The following is a 15,955-nucleotide window of genomic DNA, read 5'->3' as shown; positions in this document are numbered from 1 at the left end:
TACAGGTCCAGCGCGAGGAACGCGATGATCGACGCATCCACGCCGACCGGGAACCACGGCGCCAGGCGCTCGCTGAATCCCCAGGCCAGGGCGACCTTGGCGAGGGTGCTGTAGGACATCGCGAAGCCGATGATCCCGACCAGCGTGCCGCCGATCGCGGCGGCGAGGGACAGGGCCGTCATCAGGCGGTCGCGCTCGGGCGTGATCGCGTTCCGCTTCGGTGTCCGCGAATCGCTGCCCGCCGCTGCCGAAACAGTCCCGGCCGGGTCCGAAACGGCGGGCGGTGGGAGCGAAACGGGGGTGCCGGGCGGCGCGCTCTGCGGCGTGTCGGTGATCGTCACAGGGGGCCTCCAAAGAGGGCGGTCGGGGTGGGCGCGAAACGACGGCCGCCGCTCCCGAAACGCGGCGAGGCGTTCCCGAAACGGCGGCCGGTGGATCCGAAACGGCGGTGCCTGGGCTGTGCGGCTCCCCTCACCTCGCCCGTACCGGCCGCCAGGGGGGCCGGGACGGGCGAGGGAGGCAACCGACAGAGGTGGCGATGTCGATTGGGGCAGTGGTTCAGCGGGTGCGCTGGCGTTGCAGGTAGGCGTCCTGCAACCGCTCGAAGGTGGACCACAGCCGCGCGCCTTCGGGGCAGCGGGCGCGGTCGGTGCAGCGGGGGCAGCCGGTGGTGTGCTCCTGGTGGGCGCGGGCGGCTGCCTGGTAGCGCTGGTACAGGTCGTCAGGCACGTGCTCGTCTTTCGTTGTGCCGGCGGGGCGGGTGGAGGTCGGCGACGCGGTGTCCTGCCTCCCACGCTGCTGTCGCGGCCACCGCGGCGGCGGCGAGCAGCAGGCGGGTAAGGGGGTGGCCGGTGCCGATGCTGGCGGCGGCCCGGGCGGCGCGGTGCTGCGCTGCCCGGGCCGCCTGTATGAGGTGCGGCATCAGGGGTTGTTGTTCTGGCAGGCGCTGCACGTCCAGGCGGTGACCGGACCGGCCGGTGCCCCGGCGACGCCGAACCAGCCGCCGCATTTGTCGCACTGCCACTGGCCGGACGCGGTGGCCGGGGCCGGCGCGGGCGCCACCCCGGGCGGGCAGTTGCTCGGGTCGCACTGCCACCGGTGGCACAGGGGGCAGGAGTCGTCGGCCATCACCGGGCGGTGCAGGGTGAGCACCGGCTGCCGCTCGTAGCCGGGCAGCATCTCCTGAAGCGTGCGCCGCGCCCGACGCTCGGTCGTGACGCGGCGGTCGGCCTCGCGCACCATGCGCGCCAGGAGGTCACCGAGCTGCCGGTACGCGACCGAAGCGCAGGGCCCGGCGTGGAAGGCGCCGCACGGGCCGCACCAGTACTCCGGGGTGATCGCGGTCACTGTTGTACGGGCTGCGGGGCATGTCATGATCGCTGTGGTCATAGGGATCTCCGAATCCGTTTTGACCGGACAGCCCCGGAGGGTCCAAGCTCCGGGGCTGTCGCCCTTGTGACTGGCCGGACGGCCAGCCACGGCCCGTCTCCCACCCCCTGATGCTCTGGTGGGGTGGGAGCCGGACCGTGGCGGTCGTCAGGCAGCCGGGGCGTACACGGTGCGGCCGGGCCGGACCAAATAGTCGGACGTCGTCCACACCGAGCCGACCGCGAAGGGCTCGCCGTCGGGGCGCAGGGTGTCGCGGACGATGACCGCCCAGCGGGCGGCGCGGCGGCGGAGCAGCTTGGCTGCGTCGTCCGGCTTGGTGATGAGCGCCAGCACCTCGAAGCGGCCGTCGACGTTGGCGTAGATGGCGCCGGGCAGACGCGGGCCGATCTCGTCCGCGGTGGTCGGCAGAGCGATGAACGTGATGGGGGCGGTCATGCTGCGTCTCCGATCATCCGGGCGATGCGGTGCAGGGTGACGTCGTCGCTGTAGTCGGTGGCCCGCTCGCGCCGGACATGTGCGAGCCGGTAGTGGTCGATGGCGCGGCGGCGGGTGCGGGTGGCGAGCCATCCCGCCGGGCGGCGCAACTCGTTGCCGCGTAGCAGATGGCGCCAGGTGTCGAGCCAGACGTCCTGAGCGAGGTCGTCGACCAGGTCTCGGTCGTCGGGACGCAGGGCCCGGGCCGCGGTGCGGAGGACCAGCGGCGCGTAGTCGTCGTACAGCGCGGTGAGCAGCTCACGGGCGACGCTGTCGTCGTGCGCGATGCGCGGGTGCGGCTGGCCGCCGCCGGGCTGCGGCTGGCGGCCGTCACGCTCGTGCGGCTGCGGGCGGGTCGGCAGTGGAGGCCGGCCACTTAAGGCTGCTGGGGATGATGAAATGCTGAGCATGTGGTGGGTTCGTCCTCTCACGAAGGGTGACCTGCGACAGACCCCCCAGGGCGGCATCCCTGGGGGGTCGTCGCATCGAGTCCGCCGACGTCCCGAGCAGGGACGCCATGGCGAATGGCGGGCAGTGCATCCTGCGCACTCCGCCGGCCACCGGCCCGGCCTCGAGGACGGGGGCTGTGTACGACGGGCAGCGCAAGCTGCGTCAGGCCTTGGAGTCAGCGAGCCACAGCCCCGGCTAGGCCAGTCAGCTCGCGCGGCGTTCGGGGTGCAGCGTCGTCTGCGGGACCGGCGGCGCGCCCAGCGGCGCGTCACCGGCGGGCATCTGCGCGCGGCGGGTGTCGGCGTCGCGGACCGCGGACTCGGTCGACGCCCACTTCATCTCGCGCAGCAGCCACAAGGGCTGACCGACACCGGGCTCGTCATCCGCCGGCGCCTGCTTCTGCGTGGCGATCTGGCTGACGGCCGGAGCGACCGCGGTCTTCGGTTTGCGCCGCACGGTGGTCTTGCGGCGGTGGCCGGTCTCCGCGTGGCCGTCCTCCAGGCGCTCCTGCCACGTCCTGACCGTCACGTCGACGGTGACTAGGCGGTTGCTGCCCAGTCGGCAGCGGACGGCGGCGTCCTTGCCCGCGCGGCCGGTGTCGTGCGGCACCACCTTGGGCTTCTTGGTTTGGAGGCCGGTGATGGGCACCCACGTCTTGCAGTCGGGGCAGACCAGCGACGCGCAGGCGGGGCGCAGGTCGTACTGGTGGGCCTTGAGGGTGGAGAGGGGCAGCGCCGGGCGGGCGTTGACGGTGCGGGAGCGGGTCCGGCTCCGGCGGGGGCGGGCGGTGCGCTCAAGGGTGGAAGACATCTGGACTCCTCACGGGCGGAGTGGCAGGGGGCGCGTCGCGATGCTCTCTCTGCCCTCCGGGCCGCACGGCACGAGGCCGGCGTCCCGTAGGACAGACAGCGCACAGCGCTGCGACGTGCACGCGGTTGTCGTGCCGTCAGGCTCCGGGGGAGTTCGATGGTGCTCTCGCGTCCTGGGTGACTCCGAGGACTTACCCCGGCCGACCCCCGAAGGGCCGGACGACTACTGCGGTCTTGCGACGGACGACCTCGTTAACGAGGTACAATCCACAGTGAACGCGACCTCGTTAACGATGTCAAGTAGTCACACTAACGAGGTACGCTCGCCGCGCGAGATCTAGAGAAAAGTCGAGGTGGCCCCTTCCGGCGGCTCGATAGCTAGCGGCCCTAGGATCGCTAACGAGGTAGGGAGAGGCATGGCGAGTGACACGGGGCCGCAGAGGCCGAAGTACCAGCGAATCGCCGACGCTCTGAAGGAGGCGATCGAATCTGGCGCGTACGGTCCCGGGGACCGCCTGCCAGGGGAGAGCGCTCTTGCGGCGCAGTACGACGTTGCGGTGCTCACCGCTCGCCAAGCACTCAAGATCCTCCGCATCGAGGGACTGGTAGAGACAAAGAAGGGCGCAGGGGCCCGTGTCATCGAGTTCCGACCCATCCGGCGTCATGGCATTCAGCGCCTCGCACGCGAGCAGTGGGGTACAGGAAGGTCCATCTGGTCCGCTGATGAAGAACGTCCCGTCACCATCGACGTTCGAGTTGACACCGTTGCAGCACCAGCGCACGTAGCGCGGATGTTGGAAGTAGAAGAGAACGATCGCGTCTGCACGCGGTCCCGCCGCTTCGTCCTGGACGACAGGCCGGTCATGCTCGCGACGTCGTACCTTCCCCTGGACCTGGTGGACGGCACAGCAATCATGCGAGTCGACACTGGAGAGGGCGGCGCGTACGCGAGACTCGCTGAGATCGGTCACGCACCTGCGCACTTCCGCGAAGAGATCCGCTGCAGGCTCCCCGTAGCAGAAGAGGCCGAAGGGCTGGGAATGCCGCTGGAGCGTCCGGTTATCAAGGTGTGCCGGACGGCCTTCGACGCTGAGCTCCGAGCCGTCGAAGTGAACGAGATGACGATGGACAGCGCGGCCTACGTCCTGGAGTACAAGTTCGATGCGTGAGCGCCCCATCGCGAACCTCTCCCGGCTGGTCGTGGTGTGAGGGCCATCTCACTAGCCACGAGCAGATAGCAACATCACAGCGCTCTGTCGAAGCTCGTGCGCATCGGCATTCACGGGTTCTCAACATCCGCGTACACATGGGAATTGACTGCTGCGGCCTAGGCTCACGGCCATGGCGACGACCGAGGGAACCAGGGTGGGGAAGCATCGAGCAGGGTGGCGGCCGGACCGCCTGCGCGAGCAACGGGAAGCTCACGGCCTGACTCTGGAGAAGGCCGGCGAGCGACTCCGAGAAGTTGCTGAACAAGCCAAGCTCAAGGGCATCCCAGCCGCGAATCCCCAGACGTTGTGGCAGCACGAGCAAGGGGAGGTCTATCCGGGCCCGCATTACCGGCGCGCCTACTGCCTCCTCTACCGAGCAACCGAGCCGGATTTGGGGTTCCGAACCGCTCTGCCCGGTGAGGAGACCTCGTTCAAACTCACGCCGATGGACGACCGCCTCAACGGCGCGCACGTCTTGGCCGTCGAACGGGCCATCCACCGCATTTCGCCCGGCAGCGAAGACGCCGGGCACTTTGCTCTCCAGCAGCGCATCATCGACGCCTGGAAGCGGAGGCACACAGGAGGCGACCCACACCGCCCCGTCCTGATCCTGGTCGGTGGGTACGCCGGGAGCGGCAAGACCGAGCTGGCGAGGTTCTTCGTCCAGCTCACAGGCTGGCCGCTGCTCGATAAGGACCCGCTCACCCGGCCGTTGGTGGAACGGCTACTGGTCGCGTTGGGCGGCGATCCAAACGACCGCCACACCGAGCTCTACAGGGAGCATGTTCGGTCAGTGGAGTATGACTGCCTCATGCAGTCCGCCATGGCGAACATCAAGTGCGGAATCAGCACCGTGCTCTCCGCTCCGTTCATCGCGGAGATGACCGATCCGGCCTGGATGCAGCGCTTGGCCAACCGCGCGGCGGCCATGGGCGTCGACGTCTTCCCGGTCTGGGTGCAGTGCGATGAAGAATCCATGCGCGAATACATCGGTTTCCGCTCGGCAGCCCGGGACGCCTGGAAGCTCGCACGGTGGGACGAGTACATGGCCACGATCGACCTGGACCTACGTCCGGCGGTACCGCACCTGGTCGTCGACAACCGGCTGGGCAACGCGGTGACGCTCGCGGACCAGGCCCGGCAAGCGATGGGGGCGATGTACGCATGACGGAGCAACAGGGCGTGATCCTCTACGGCCCGCCGGCCTCGGGCAAGGACACCGTCACCACCGCGCTCAGCGACCTCGACTCCAGGTACGCGCAGTTCGCGCGACTCAAGGTCGGGACCGGCAAGTCGGCTGGCTACCGGATGGGCACGGCGGAGCAGCTGCGCGAGCTGGAGACCGCGGGCGACGTCGTCTACGCGAACGCCCGGTACGGCAACACGTATGTAATCGACGCGCCCGGCCTGGACGCAGCGTTCGAGGCCGGGGTGCCCGTGGTGCACCTCGGGCAGGTCGATGGCATCCGAGCCATGATCGACGGCTACCCGGCCGAATGGTCGGTGGTGCTGCTGTGGTGCCCGCGCGAGGTGACCGAGCAGCGGTCGGTGGGGCGCGGCGACAGCGACACCGCGGCGCGCCTGGTGGCGTGGGACGCGACCCGCGAGGACCTGGACGCGCACCCGGGCATGGTCTGGGACCTGACTGTGGACACCACGGCGTCGGCTCCGCAGGACGCGGCGCGGCTCATCGACCAGCTGCTGGTGCAGCGAGCGGGAGCGGCGACGGCATGAGCGCGGGCTACGGCTGGGCGAGTCGGTCCAGGGCGTCGGTGAGCGTGAGCTCGCTGTCCTTGGCGTCGTTCCACCGTGCCAGCGTGGCCGCGGCCGCGCGCAGCATCTCCGGCGGGAGGCCGGCGGCCGTGAGTGCGTCGGCGGCTTCCTCCAGCTCAGGGCCCCAGCGCCAAGCGCGGGCTGCGGTCTTGGCGACGTACTGCGGCTCGGACAGGTACGAGTCGGTGCGTCGGGAGGCGACCTTGATGAGCTCCTGGTCAACGCCGTGCTCGCGTGCCATGCCGACCGCGAGCGCCACCAGCACCCTGCTCGCCTTCTGGAACGAGGCGTACGACAACTTCAACGCGGACGCCTTCCCCACCTCCGTGCCCAGCACCGCTGCCTGGACGGAGGTGTCCGCGAACAGTGCCTCGATGCGGGCTGTCGCGTCAGCAGGCCCGGACAAGTACAGGGTCGGCGTCTTGCCACCGACCGGCGGGGATCCGACGACGCCACCGTCTACGACGGTGGCGTCCGGGAGTAGTGCGGCGATCCGCTGCACTCGCATGGGCGCGATGGCGTTGGCCTCTACGTACACCCCGGCGAAGCGGTGCGCGGCAACGTCAGCGGCCAAGTCCTCAGCGGCGGCGGGCGGGCAGAGGCTGAGGACGATGTCGCAGCGTTGCAGCAGGTCGGCGAGCGTGGCCGCGGGCGTCAGGCCGAACTGGGCGGCGCGCGCCGTGGATGCGGCGCTGCGCCCGGCTGCGCACCACAGGACCTCTGCCGCGTTGGTCGCGGCGCAGGCGGCCACGGCTGCGCCCATGCTGCCGGGGTGGAGGATGCCCACGGTCGGCTGGTCCACGGTGTTACTCCGAACTCTCGGTGAGCAATATGGCGATGGCATCTGTGACGTCGTCCACGACGTGGAGCGCCCTAGGGGTGCCGTCCGGCCAGGGCCGACCACGCAGCCAGATGGTTCGCAGGCCGACGTAGTGACCGCCGCCGATGTCCCCGGCCGGGTTGTCGCCAATCATCCAGCCACCACCCGCGAGGTTCACACCGCAGCGGGACGCCGCGAGTTCGAACAGGCGCCGGTCCGGCTTGCGGATCTCCAGGTCACCGGAGACAGCAACGCCGTCGACCAGGGTGGCGAGACCGGTTCCAGCGAGCTTGGCCCGTTGAATATCGGAAGCACCGTTGGTGACGATGCCAACCGTCCAGGATGCTGCGCGCAGTTGCTTCAGCCCTTCGATGACGCCTGGCCGGCAGGCGACAGCAGATGCCACCAGGCCGACGTACTCCTGCCAAAGCGCGTCTGCGGAGACACCCAGGCCAAAGGCTCTCTGAAGCCGCGTGAAGTCGACGAGATTCGCGCGGTCCGCCAGCTCGGTGAGGAGCCACTGCTCAATCTCTCGCCCGAACGCCCGCCTACGGCACAGAGTGGTCACGGCATCTTCGTACGCCGACTGCCGGTCGACCAATGTGTTGTCCAGGTCGAAGAGGGCGAAGGCCATACCGACGACCTTAGCCCGAACTCGCCATTGGAGCCCTGCAGAGCGCCATGTCTGCCAACGACACGCGGCCCAACTCGACCGTTTCAGGTGGAGAGTTATGTATAGTTCTGGATCACGTGAGGAGAGGGGGAGCAGTGTCTGAGCTACTTGATGCAGTCGACGCTCTACTCGCGCGGCCAGACATCATGCCGCCGCCGGACGTCCGTGCGCGTCTTCGGAAAGCCGATGGTCTGACGCAGGACGAAGTTGCAGAAGTCTTCGGCGTGACGCGGGTCGCGTTCCACCGCTGGGAGACCGGCCAGGCGAAGCCTCGTCGGCGGCATCTTGAGGCCTACGCCCGTTTGCTGAACGGGTGGGCAGCGAAGCATCCAGAGGCCGCCAAGCCGCTCGAGCCGACGCAGCAAGCAGGATGAGGAACCTTATGCCTATCCGCCCCCCGTAAATGCGAAGCGGCCCCCGTCGCCACAACAGGAGCCGCTTCCAAGTCCGACTCTCGCCCTACCAAAGCTTTGAGTCGTGTCCGGTGAGGTGACCTCGCCGGGGTGATGCCCGTGGGCCCGTAGGCCCGCGTGGGTCACCTATACCCAGAGTATGCGCAAGAGATAGCGCAACGCCACTACTCCGGGGCTCGGCTAGGTCACATCTGCTGGTCACGGCTCCCCTACCTGGGGAGATGCCCCGTGCACAGCCCACACCGTCCACCGTCGCCCGACGACTTCGGGGCGAGCTACCTCGAACGCGGCTGGGAGCCGCCTGAGGAGGTTGTGCTGCGCCGCGAGCTGGTGCGCACGCCCGGCCTCCAGCCTGAGGACATCGGTGTTCTGACGGAGCTGCTGCTCCGCGATCCTCGCCTGCCGTCGACCATGGAAGCCATCCGACGGGACCTCCAGGCCCAGGGCTGGAAGATGGGCAAGGACCGGTACAACGCCATCGCGGCGCGGCTGACGAAAGCCGGCCACCTTGCCCGCGTCTCGGTCTACGACGAAGCCACGCAGCGCCCGACCTGGGTGACCCGGGTCTACCGGAACCCGGCGAACAACGAGCAGTACGTGGATCTCGGCATCGCGGCATCACAGCAGGTCAGCACCGACGTGCGGGAAATCCGCGATTCCCAGCCCTCCGGATCGCGGGAAACCCGCGTTTCGCCTGGTCAGAGCCGGAATGCGGAAAACCCGCAGTCCGGAGCCGGATCGCGGAAAACCCGCGATCCGGAAACCCGCGTTTCGCCTGGTCAGAGCCGGAATGCGGAAAACCCGCGATCCGCTCCGTACCCCCCACACCCCCCGGAGGAGGTGGATACCTCCTCCCCCAACCCCCTCACTGGCTCCACGGGGTCGCTACCGTCACAGCGGGAGGAGGAGACCGAGTTTTCCCCGGAGGAGATCACCGGGGCTGAGGACTTCCTCCAGCAGATGCAGCGCTGGCAGGCAGGCGCGGCGACGGCTCGCCGGTGCGCGCCCAAGCTGCTGCGCACGATGCGCAGGCAGGGCTGGCCGTCCCTGGTCGGGGCTGATGACGACTACCGGCGCCTGCTGGAAGCCGAGGTGCTGAAGAACACCGACGGCGCCAAGGCGTGGGTCAAGTGCCTGCCCGGCTGGGTGGAGGACCTGCGCCGCTACACACTCGTGCGGCCCCGGCCCCAGAACACCTCCGCGGCGAGCAGCGGTCCGCGGTCTGCGGCGCGTGCCCTCATCGCGGCCTGCCCCGCCTGCGACGAGTACGGCTGGCTCCTGGACGACGACGACAGCGGCCCTCAGCTCCGCTGCACCCATCCAGGCGTCACCCTCAGCGAAGTGGAGGCGGCCAAGTGACCACACAGACCCAGGACCGGGACCAGGAGCAGGCCGTGTCCGTGGACGCGGAGCGCCGCACGCTCGGTGCCTGCCTGATGGCCACCCCCTCGTACGACCCGGTGGCCGACGTGGCCCGCGTCGTGCGCGAGGGCGACTGGCACGAGCCCGCGCACGAGCTGGTGTGGTCGGCCGTGCAGCGGTTGCACGGCGCCAGCCGCCCCACCGGCGTGCCGGCCGTCGAGGCGCAGCTGCGCAGCACCGGCGACCTTGAGCGCGTGGGCGGCGTGGTGGGCCTGTCCCGGCTCGCAAGCGAAGCCTGCTCCTCCGTAGAGGCCAGCCACTACGCCGACCTCGTGCACGGCTATGCCCAGGTCCGCCGCTACCAGCAGGCGCTGGTGCGCGGGATGCAGGGCGCCCGGCAGGCGGACCCCCTGGCGGTCCCGGAGACGATCGCCGCCCACCAGGCCGAGCTGGAGTACCTCGCCGCCGACGACCAGGACGACGACGACGACACCTTCGGCCGGTTCGGTGACCACCTGGACGCGCACCTGGACAGCCTCGCCGTGTCCCTCCCGCCGGCCGCCGTCACCGGGTTCAGCGACCTGGACAGCCTGATGAAGCTGATGCCGGGGCAGATGATCGTGGTCGCTGCCCGCCCGGCCATGGGCAAGAGCGCGTTCGCGCTCGGCGTGGCCACCGCGAACGCCCGCACCGGAGCCCCGACCCTCGTGCACAGCCTGGAAATGGGCCGGGCCGAAGTCAGCAATCGCATCCTGTCGGCCCGGGCCCGCGTGGCGTTCCACCACATCCGCGACGGCGTCGACGGCCTGACGCAGGACGACTGGGACCGCCTCGACCGGTACGCCCCGGAGCTGAAGGACCTGCCGCTGTGGATGGACTACAGCGCCCGCGTCAGCCCCGCCCGGATCCGCTCTCGCATCAAGACCATCGTCCGCGAGACCGGCCGCGCACCGCTGGTGGTCGTCGACTACCTCCAGCTGATGCAGACCGACCAGCGCAACGCCCGTCAGACGCCCTACGAGCGGGTCACCGAGATCAGCCGCGAACTGAAGATCCTGGCCTCCGACACCGGAGCGGTGCTCATCGCTCTGGCCCAGCTCAACCGCGGGCCCGAGCAGCGGCAGGACAAGCGGCCGGCGGTGAGCGACCTGAGGGACTCCGGCGCCCTGGAGCAGGACGCCGACGCGATCATCCTGCTGCACCGCGAGGACTACTACGAGCCCGAGTCCGAGCGGTCCGGCGAGACCGACCTGATCGTGGCCAAGCACCGCAACGGGCCGACGGCCACCGTCACCGTGGCCCACCAGTTCCACTACAGCCGTCTGCGCGACATGTCCGGCGCGGAAGAACCCGCCCTCTAACGACCCTGGACGCCGCTGTGCGGCGCGATCAGCCCGGGCTGGGCAACTTCCCCGGCCCGGCCATGATCGCCCCGCAGCGGCCCGGACAGCCGATCATGAACGGAGAGCCCGCATGGGTTGGCAATCGATCCATGTTCAGTGTCAGAGGGCACTCCGCTCACGCCGTCGCGTCAGTCACCTGAACAGCCAGGGGTGAACAGTCGACCTGTGTCATCAACCCATCGTTTCCCCAGGTCGTCGGGACCGTCTGTGTCACTGTTCAGCTGTGTCATCTGTGTCACCCGGGCGGGGTTATGCCCGTACCGTCCCGGAGCGCCCCGCCCCGGCGATACCGTGGTGACACACGCCAGATGACAGCCCAGGAGCCCCGGATGAGCGAGCAGCCGGCCCCCGCGCCCGCCCCCGACCGCCAGCCCCTCGATGAGAACGCCGCCGCGTCCGTCCGCGCCTACGCGGCCGACCAGCGTGCCCGGGTCGATGTCCTCGCCTCGGTCCTCGAGGACATCGCGGAGCACGGCTACCCGGCCGCGGAGTCCGGCGTGCTGTGGGAGGAAGCCCGCGACGCCCACCTGGAGCGCCTCGCCGGTGAGCAGCCCCGTGTCGCCTGAGCACGGGCCGCGCCGCTCTCAGGTCGTCCTGGTGGAGCCCGCGCTGAGCCAGCTGGCGAAGCTGACGGCGACCGAGACGCACCGCCTGGACCGCGCGATCGTCGCGATCAGCGTCAACCCCGAGCTGGGCACGGCGGTGCCCGACACTCTGCTGCGCGACTATGTCGACGACATCGACGGGGTCCGCGTCATCTACTACGTCACGGCCCTTCGGCAGATCACGATCGTCGCGTATGTTGAGGCGTAGGGGCCTCCCGAGCACCCATGCAGCGCCCCGGACCATCAGGTGGTCCGGGGCGCTGCTGCATCCCGCTGCACGGTGCAGCGCGCGGGCAGCGAGCAGTGCTGCTTGGGGCCGCGTCGGAGCAGCCGTGCACGGACGCTGCGAGGTCGGCACCCGGGCGCTGCTCGTGCAGCAGGCCGCGTGCTGCAACGCAGCGGCGCCGTGCAGCGACCTGTCGTCGGTCTGCTGAACGGCGCCGCTGCTCGGAGGTCAGCTGCTGCTCGTGGCCCACTTCTCCATCTCGCTCGGGTCCTTCTTCAGCAGGGTGTCGCGGCGGGACTGGGCGGTGGCTCGGGTGACGCCCATGGCGCTGGCCAGCGCGCCATACGAGCCGCCGCGGGCGGCGTGCTGACGCACGGCGGCGTCCCGGATGCCCTCCAGCCGGTTCATCAGACCGGTGGACATCAGGATGGTTCGCAAGGTCCTCGGTGCTTACCCCGCCGGCGCGCAGCTGCGCGAGGCCGTGCAGGACGGCACCGAGCCGCATGGCGAGCTGCCTGACGTCGTCGCCCAGCGCCTGGGCGTCGGCGGCGGACAGCGGGATGGTGAGGTCGGGGACGGGGGCGGGGTCGGTGTGCTCGGGCTCGGTGGTCACCGGGCTCTCCTCCTGGTGGTGCACGACGTCCTTCGGGCGCAGGTGCGGGTCGCGGAACCCCCCGCGTCGCGCATCCCCCACCAGCTGAAAGCGGCACGTCCCTGTTACGCGGCAGGGTCACCGGGCGTCCGCTGGGCGTCCTGGCGTGCGTTAGAGGGCGGGACGAGTGTTCTGCGCTGCCATGCGACGGCGCAGGGCGCGACGCCGGACGGACAGTGTGGGTGACGGTGCGAGAGTGCGGGCGTCGTGGAGACTGTCGCCGAAGGCGCTCAGCAGACGGTTGAGGCGGTTGGTCGGGGTTTCCGCGATGGCCGGCAGCGGTGGTGGGGATGACTCGTGCGCTTCTTGCCAGTGCGCTTGGAAGAACGACGGCTCCCCGTCCAGAGCGCGAATGAGAGCGCTGACTTCTTCCCAACTTCCCACCGTCTCACCGTGAAGGATCCGGCGGACGTCGTCGGCGCTGATGAGATGCCCGGTTGCTACGGAGACGCTGTGCACGGAGGGGCTGGCCGCGCGCTGGTAGAGGGTGCGTAGCCCTGCGGCTAGCGATGTGCCGGATCCGGGGTCTGGTGGTGGAGGCTGCGGGTGGGACGTGCGGGCGCGGATGCCGTGGCGGTTGCGTTCGTCTTGCCAGACCCTTCGTACGGCGTCAGTGTCCGCTCCGACAACGAGTGCGATCTTCTCGGTGAGTTCCCAGGTAGGGAACTTCTCTCCGCTGAGTACACGGGAGAGGTAGCTCGCGGATACCTGGACGCGCAGGCCCAGCTGACGCAGTGGGATGCCGCTGGCGATCTGCAGCCTGGACAGGATGGGAGAGAGCTGATTGGTGGTTCGCAGAGAAGGCTGGTCGAGCTGCTGGGTGGGGAGAAGGGCTTCGGCTTCGTCCGGATCCGGCGGGCTGGTCGCCTGTGGCGGGGCCGGTGCCAGGTGGGGGGCGTAGTCGTCCAGACGGCGCTGCACGAGGCGCGGATGGTAGGCATGCCGGGCGGTTTCCGGGCTGATACTGAGGATCTTGCCGAGGGGCTCCCACGGGATGCGGCGGCGGCGCGCCATCAGGACGACGCCGGCGGTGATCAGATCCATGCGCCGCTGCACTTTGACGGAGTGCTCGAGGATGTCTGCCGCTGATGCACGGTGGCTATTCGACAGCAGCCGGAGCAGGTGACGTAATTCCTCCTGCGTGTCCTGTGCCAGCTCGAGCAACTGCAGTTGTTCCGGGGGCTGTTCAGGCAGCGACTCGGGGTCGCTGTCGGTCTCCGCGGACTTGCCGCGTCGGCGCTGCCGCTCGCGGTAGGCGGCCTGACGACAGGCCTGCCCGCAGTAATCAGCTGGCCTGCCGCGTTTGGCGCCGGGAGGGGGCATCGGGGTACCGCAGTGATAGCACTGAGGCTCCGGGACGCTGGTGGGGATCATGAGCGAGGCTCCTGTTCGTGAACAGCATGGGCCCTGGGGCACATCCAAAGGAGTGATGGAATTGCGTCACACCGGCGGTCAGGTACAACCGTTTCGTCGGGAACCAATCGCCGGTGGTGCGCCGGGGGAACGCGTCCGCGTTCCCCCGGCGGCTAGATCAGGCCATGCGGCGCTCGTGGACGGGGAAATTCCATACCAGGCACCCGATCCCGGCGGTGAATGCTGCCGTCCAGGACGCCAGAAGCGACTCGCCCGTGTAGGGGGAAGCAACGGCGATGCCAATTACGGGAAGCACAGGCATCGCTACGAACAGGATGTGAACCATTCGCCCGTGACGTTGGCTATTTTCGTCACGGCTGTTAGTGTCGAAAACGCGGAACAGCCTCCGACGTGGGGGTTTGGGTTCGCCAGGGTTCGGGGACGACCTCATGGGATCTCCTTGAATCGTGCATTTCATGGATGGCGTGGGCTTCGTCAATGGGGCTGCAACTCCTCGGAGCCCACGCTCCCGTGACCCTAACCTCACGGAAAGTGCACTGCCAACTACAGAACCTGCGGGGCGTTTCGTTCCTTCCGTTGGCATATGTCGTGTTTCAGAAACGGGCGTATCGCGCAAAAAGGTTCTGTCGCGCCATCTATGGCCAATAGATTTCGTTGGATATTCCCGTACTCGCCCGTAACAACCAGGTGCTCTGATAGGCGACCTCGTCAGCTGCCTCGCGCACAGGATGGACTGGCTCTAGCCTCGAAGTTTCGTGACGGTCCGCCGACGGAGTCGGTGGACCGTTCTTGTTGCTGTGGGCTGAGGCTGGGCAGGCCGAGGACCCGAGTGTCGTCTCGGGAGGGCGCCGGGTTCCACTGCTCCGGGTGTTGAGGTGCTGTCGTAGGGACGGGTGATTTCGCTGGTCAGCCGGGGTCGGGCAGTTGGGTGAGCCGGTCGAGGGCTGCGGTGATGTGACCGGTCCAGGGCCAGTGCCGTGCCAGGCGGAGGATCCGCCGACGGCCGGTGGTGACGAGCTGTCCGGCCGTGGTGAACAGGCGGAGCCGCAGACGGCGGGGTTCCCAGAGCCTGGCCCTGCCGGTCAGCGAGAGCATCGGCATCCAGGCCAGCAGGTCGAGAGCGATCTGCACGATCTCCAGCCAGATCCGGTTCTGGGCGGTGCGGTGCAGAGGAAGATTCCGCAGGCCGGTGGCCCTGGCGGCCCGGATGCGGTCCTCGGCCCTCGCTCGCAGCCGGTGACGGAGCTCGAGCTCGGCGATCGGCCGGCCGACGGTGTTGGTGGCGAAGCAGGTCAGCCGCATGCCGTCCGCGTCCGTGAGCCGCAACTGGGCCCCGGGGTGCGGCCGTTCCTTCCGGACGATCAGCCGCATCCCCTTCGGCCAGCCGTCCAGAACGTTGCCGGTGAGTTCGGCGACCCAGGCGCCGTCGCGTATCTCTCCGTCCGCCTCGACGGCCGGCGTCCAGGCCGACGCCGGAACCTTCAGCACATGCTGGTGGTCCTGCTCGGTGATCACCATGCCGACCGAGTAGGACAGCCACCGTCCCCGCTGAGCGAGCCAGGCGACGAAGTCGTGGGTGCCGCCCGCGGAGTCGGTGCGGATCAGTGTCCGGCGCCCGCGCCGGTACTTCGCCGGCAGCTGGGCCAGCGCCAGTCGGGTGGCGGTGATGTGGTCGGCGGCTGTGTTCGAGCCGGCGTTCCCGGGCCTGAGCAGGGCCGCCACCGGTTCCCCAGTGCCGCCCGGTCCGTGGTCGACGAACCCCATCAACGGGTGGTGACCGTAGGTCCGCTTCCAGGTCGGGGCCGCGTCCTCTTTGTCCGAGTGTGCGACCACCAGCACCCCGTCGAGGTCCACGGTCACCGACCCGCCCGCTCCGGGAGCGTGGCCGCCGGCCAACCGCCAAGCCTGCTCACGTGCTTCGGCCCGAGCCGAGCGGATGGCCGCCAGTGACTTCCCCTCGGAGCCGGCGAGGGTGTCGATCAGGCGGGAGACCGTCGGGTCAGAGGCCACCGGCCCGAACACGGCCGGCTCCGCCCGCAGCATGCCGACATCCGCCAGGCAGTCCCCGCCCAGCGCCACCGCCAGGGCCACGTCCAGCAAGATCTTCCCCGGATCGTGCACCGCCCGCGGCTTCCGCCACGGCGTCAGCGCCGCTGACATCGCGGTGCCCAGGCCGACCTTGCGGACGGTCTCCACCAGCAGGACACCCCCGGCCTGCGAGACCACCGCCCGGCCGCCGCCCTCGACGCGGACACACGGGTACGACCCGATACGCTTCTTCACCTGGAGAGTGCTTCTTCCCACGCAACCAACAGGACCCT

Annotated in this window: 20 protein-coding genes; 8 read left to right on the top strand and 12 right to left on the bottom strand. The window is 69.4% G+C overall.

Annotation, left to right across the window (positions count from 1 at the left end):
* The 7 genes from AB0E77_RS30430 to AB0E77_RS30400 form a co-directional block, all read right to left on the bottom strand.
* The coding region (locus tag AB0E77_RS30430; protein ID WP_361576998.1) for a DUF2637 domain-containing protein at positions 1-341 on the bottom strand (341 nt) is incomplete at its 3' end.
* A 217-nt stretch (positions 342-558) separates the two neighbouring features.
* Positions 559-729: a hypothetical protein gene (locus AB0E77_RS30425; RefSeq protein WP_225638422.1), complete on the bottom strand. Its 171-nt coding sequence runs from the start codon at positions 727-729 to the stop codon at positions 559-561.
* Positions 722-922: a hypothetical protein gene (locus AB0E77_RS30420; RefSeq protein WP_361576995.1), complete on the bottom strand. Its 201-nt coding sequence runs from the start codon at positions 920-922 to the stop codon at positions 722-724. The genes AB0E77_RS30425 and AB0E77_RS30420 overlap by 8 nt, the downstream gene beginning before the upstream one ends.
* A complete protein-coding gene (locus tag AB0E77_RS30415) occupies positions 922-1,389 on the bottom strand; it encodes a hypothetical protein (protein ID WP_361576992.1) in 468 nt (155 codons plus the stop codon). Before AB0E77_RS30415 ends, AB0E77_RS30420 begins: the two co-directional genes overlap by 1 nt.
* A 147-nt stretch (positions 1,390-1,536) precedes the next feature.
* On the bottom strand, positions 1,537-1,824 hold the full coding sequence (locus AB0E77_RS30410) for a hypothetical protein (protein WP_361576989.1): 288 nt from the start codon (positions 1,822-1,824) through the stop codon (positions 1,537-1,539).
* Positions 1,821-2,273 carry a sigma-70 family RNA polymerase sigma factor gene (locus tag AB0E77_RS30405; RefSeq protein ID WP_361576986.1) on the bottom strand — a complete coding sequence of 151 codons (453 nt, stop codon included), beginning with the start codon at positions 2,271-2,273 and terminating at the stop codon, positions 1,821-1,823. The genes AB0E77_RS30410 and AB0E77_RS30405 overlap by 4 nt, the downstream gene beginning before the upstream one ends.
* A gap of 244 nt (positions 2,274-2,517) precedes the next feature.
* Entirely contained in the window at positions 2,518-3,123 is a 606-nt protein-coding gene (locus AB0E77_RS30400; protein WP_361576983.1) for a hypothetical protein, read from the bottom strand.
* A gap of 415 nt (positions 3,124-3,538) precedes the next feature.
* Between AB0E77_RS30400 and AB0E77_RS30395 the strand changes: the two genes are divergently transcribed.
* From AB0E77_RS30395 to AB0E77_RS30385, 3 genes are all read left to right on the top strand, one after another.
* Entirely contained in the window at positions 3,539-4,291 is a 753-nt protein-coding gene (locus tag AB0E77_RS30395; protein WP_361576980.1) for a GntR family transcriptional regulator, read from the top strand.
* A gap of 172 nt (positions 4,292-4,463) precedes the next feature.
* The gene (locus tag AB0E77_RS30390) at positions 4,464-5,501 is read left to right on the top strand and encodes an AAA family ATPase (protein ID WP_361576978.1); all 1,038 of its coding nucleotides are present in this window, start codon (positions 4,464-4,466) and stop codon (positions 5,499-5,501) included.
* A complete protein-coding gene (locus tag AB0E77_RS30385) occupies positions 5,498-6,067 on the top strand; it encodes a guanylate kinase (protein WP_361576976.1) in 570 nt (189 codons plus the stop codon). Before AB0E77_RS30390 ends, AB0E77_RS30385 begins: the two co-directional genes overlap by 4 nt.
* A gap of 7 nt (positions 6,068-6,074) precedes the next feature.
* Here AB0E77_RS30385 and AB0E77_RS30380 read toward each other — a convergent pair whose 3' ends face one another.
* Positions 6,075-6,908 carry a DUF1932 domain-containing protein gene (locus AB0E77_RS30380; RefSeq protein ID WP_361576974.1) on the bottom strand — a complete coding sequence of 278 codons (834 nt, stop codon included), beginning with the start codon at positions 6,906-6,908 and terminating at the stop codon, positions 6,075-6,077.
* Between the two features lie 4 nt (positions 6,909-6,912).
* Complete coding sequence (locus tag AB0E77_RS30375) at positions 6,913-7,560, bottom strand: HAD family hydrolase (protein WP_361576971.1); 648 nt, start codon at positions 7,558-7,560, stop codon at positions 6,913-6,915.
* A gap of 134 nt (positions 7,561-7,694) precedes the next feature.
* On the opposite strand from AB0E77_RS30375, the gene AB0E77_RS30370 reads away from it, so the two are divergent.
* From AB0E77_RS30370 to AB0E77_RS30350, 5 genes are all read left to right on the top strand, one after another.
* On the top strand, positions 7,695-7,973 hold the full coding sequence (locus AB0E77_RS30370) for a helix-turn-helix domain-containing protein (RefSeq protein ID WP_225638433.1): 279 nt from the start codon (positions 7,695-7,697) through the stop codon (positions 7,971-7,973).
* Between the two features lie 267 nt (positions 7,974-8,240).
* Positions 8,241-9,371 (top strand): hypothetical protein, encoded by a 1,131-nt coding sequence (locus tag AB0E77_RS30365; RefSeq protein ID WP_361576968.1) that lies wholly within the window; start codon positions 8,241-8,243, stop codon positions 9,369-9,371.
* On the top strand, positions 9,368-10,735 hold the full coding sequence (locus tag AB0E77_RS30360; RefSeq protein ID WP_361576965.1) for a DnaB-like helicase C-terminal domain-containing protein: 1,368 nt from the start codon (positions 9,368-9,370) through the stop codon (positions 10,733-10,735). The genes AB0E77_RS30365 and AB0E77_RS30360 overlap by 4 nt, the downstream gene beginning before the upstream one ends.
* Before the next feature lie 371 nt (positions 10,736-11,106).
* Positions 11,107-11,343 (top strand): hypothetical protein, encoded by a 237-nt coding sequence (locus tag AB0E77_RS30355; RefSeq protein ID WP_361576962.1) that lies wholly within the window; start codon positions 11,107-11,109, stop codon positions 11,341-11,343.
* Complete coding sequence (locus tag AB0E77_RS30350; protein WP_361576959.1) at positions 11,321-11,590, top strand: hypothetical protein; 270 nt, start codon at positions 11,321-11,323, stop codon at positions 11,588-11,590. The genes AB0E77_RS30355 and AB0E77_RS30350 overlap by 23 nt, the downstream gene beginning before the upstream one ends.
* Positions 11,591-11,836: 246 nt before the next feature.
* Here the strand turns inward: AB0E77_RS30350 and AB0E77_RS30345 are convergent, their stop codons facing one another.
* The 3 genes from AB0E77_RS30345 to AB0E77_RS30335 all read right to left on the bottom strand — a co-directional run bounded on the left by AB0E77_RS30345 (position 11,837) and on the right by AB0E77_RS30335 (position 15,917).
* Positions 11,837-12,031: a hypothetical protein gene (locus AB0E77_RS30345; RefSeq protein ID WP_361576956.1), complete on the bottom strand. Its 195-nt coding sequence runs from the start codon at positions 12,029-12,031 to the stop codon at positions 11,837-11,839.
* A gap of 340 nt (positions 12,032-12,371) precedes the next feature.
* The gene (locus tag AB0E77_RS30340; RefSeq protein WP_361576953.1) at positions 12,372-13,634 is read right to left on the bottom strand and encodes a helix-turn-helix transcriptional regulator; all 1,263 of its coding nucleotides are present in this window, start codon (positions 13,632-13,634) and stop codon (positions 12,372-12,374) included.
* Between the two features lie 906 nt (positions 13,635-14,540).
* The gene (locus AB0E77_RS30335) at positions 14,541-15,917 is read right to left on the bottom strand and encodes an IS1380 family transposase (RefSeq protein ID WP_361576950.1); all 1,377 of its coding nucleotides are present in this window, start codon (positions 15,915-15,917) and stop codon (positions 14,541-14,543) included.
* Positions 15,918-15,955 lie beyond the last annotated feature (38 nt).

The sequence above is a fragment of the Streptomyces sp. NPDC032940 genome (assembly GCF_040636935.1).
Classification (GTDB): domain Bacteria; phylum Actinomycetota; class Actinomycetes; order Streptomycetales; family Streptomycetaceae; genus Streptomyces.
This window is presented reverse-complemented; position numbering and strand designations above follow the sequence as displayed.

Coding starts and splice junctions, on each gene's coding strand:
- AB0E77_RS30420 (WP_361576995.1), bottom strand. CDS start 922: ATGCCGCACCTCATACAGGCGGCCCGGGCAGCGCAGCACCGCGCCGCC.
- AB0E77_RS30415 (WP_361576992.1), bottom strand. CDS start 1,389: ATGACCACAGCGATCATGACATGCCCCGCAGCCCGTACAACAGTGACC.
- AB0E77_RS30410 (WP_361576989.1), bottom strand. CDS start 1,824: ATGACCGCCCCCATCACGTTCATCGCTCTGCCGACCACCGCGGACGAG.
- AB0E77_RS30405 (WP_361576986.1), bottom strand. CDS start 2,273: ATGCTCAGCATTTCATCATCCCCAGCAGCCTTAAGTGGCCGGCCTCCA.
- AB0E77_RS30400 (WP_361576983.1), bottom strand. CDS start 3,123: ATGTCTTCCACCCTTGAGCGCACCGCCCGCCCCCGCCGGAGCCGGACC.
- AB0E77_RS30395 (WP_361576980.1), top strand. CDS start 3,539: ATGGCGAGTGACACGGGGCCGCAGAGGCCGAAGTACCAGCGAATCGCC.
- AB0E77_RS30390 (WP_361576978.1), top strand. CDS start 4,464: ATGGCGACGACCGAGGGAACCAGGGTGGGGAAGCATCGAGCAGGGTGG.
- AB0E77_RS30385 (WP_361576976.1), top strand. CDS start 5,498: ATGACGGAGCAACAGGGCGTGATCCTCTACGGCCCGCCGGCCTCGGGC.
- AB0E77_RS30375 (WP_361576971.1), bottom strand. CDS start 7,560: ATGGCCTTCGCCCTCTTCGACCTGGACAACACATTGGTCGACCGGCAG.
- AB0E77_RS30355 (WP_361576962.1), top strand. CDS start 11,107: ATGAGCGAGCAGCCGGCCCCCGCGCCCGCCCCCGACCGCCAGCCCCTC.
- AB0E77_RS30345 (WP_361576956.1), bottom strand. CDS start 12,031: ATGTCCACCGGTCTGATGAACCGGCTGGAGGGCATCCGGGACGCCGCC.
- AB0E77_RS30340 (WP_361576953.1), bottom strand. CDS start 13,634: ATGATCCCCACCAGCGTCCCGGAGCCTCAGTGCTATCACTGCGGTACC.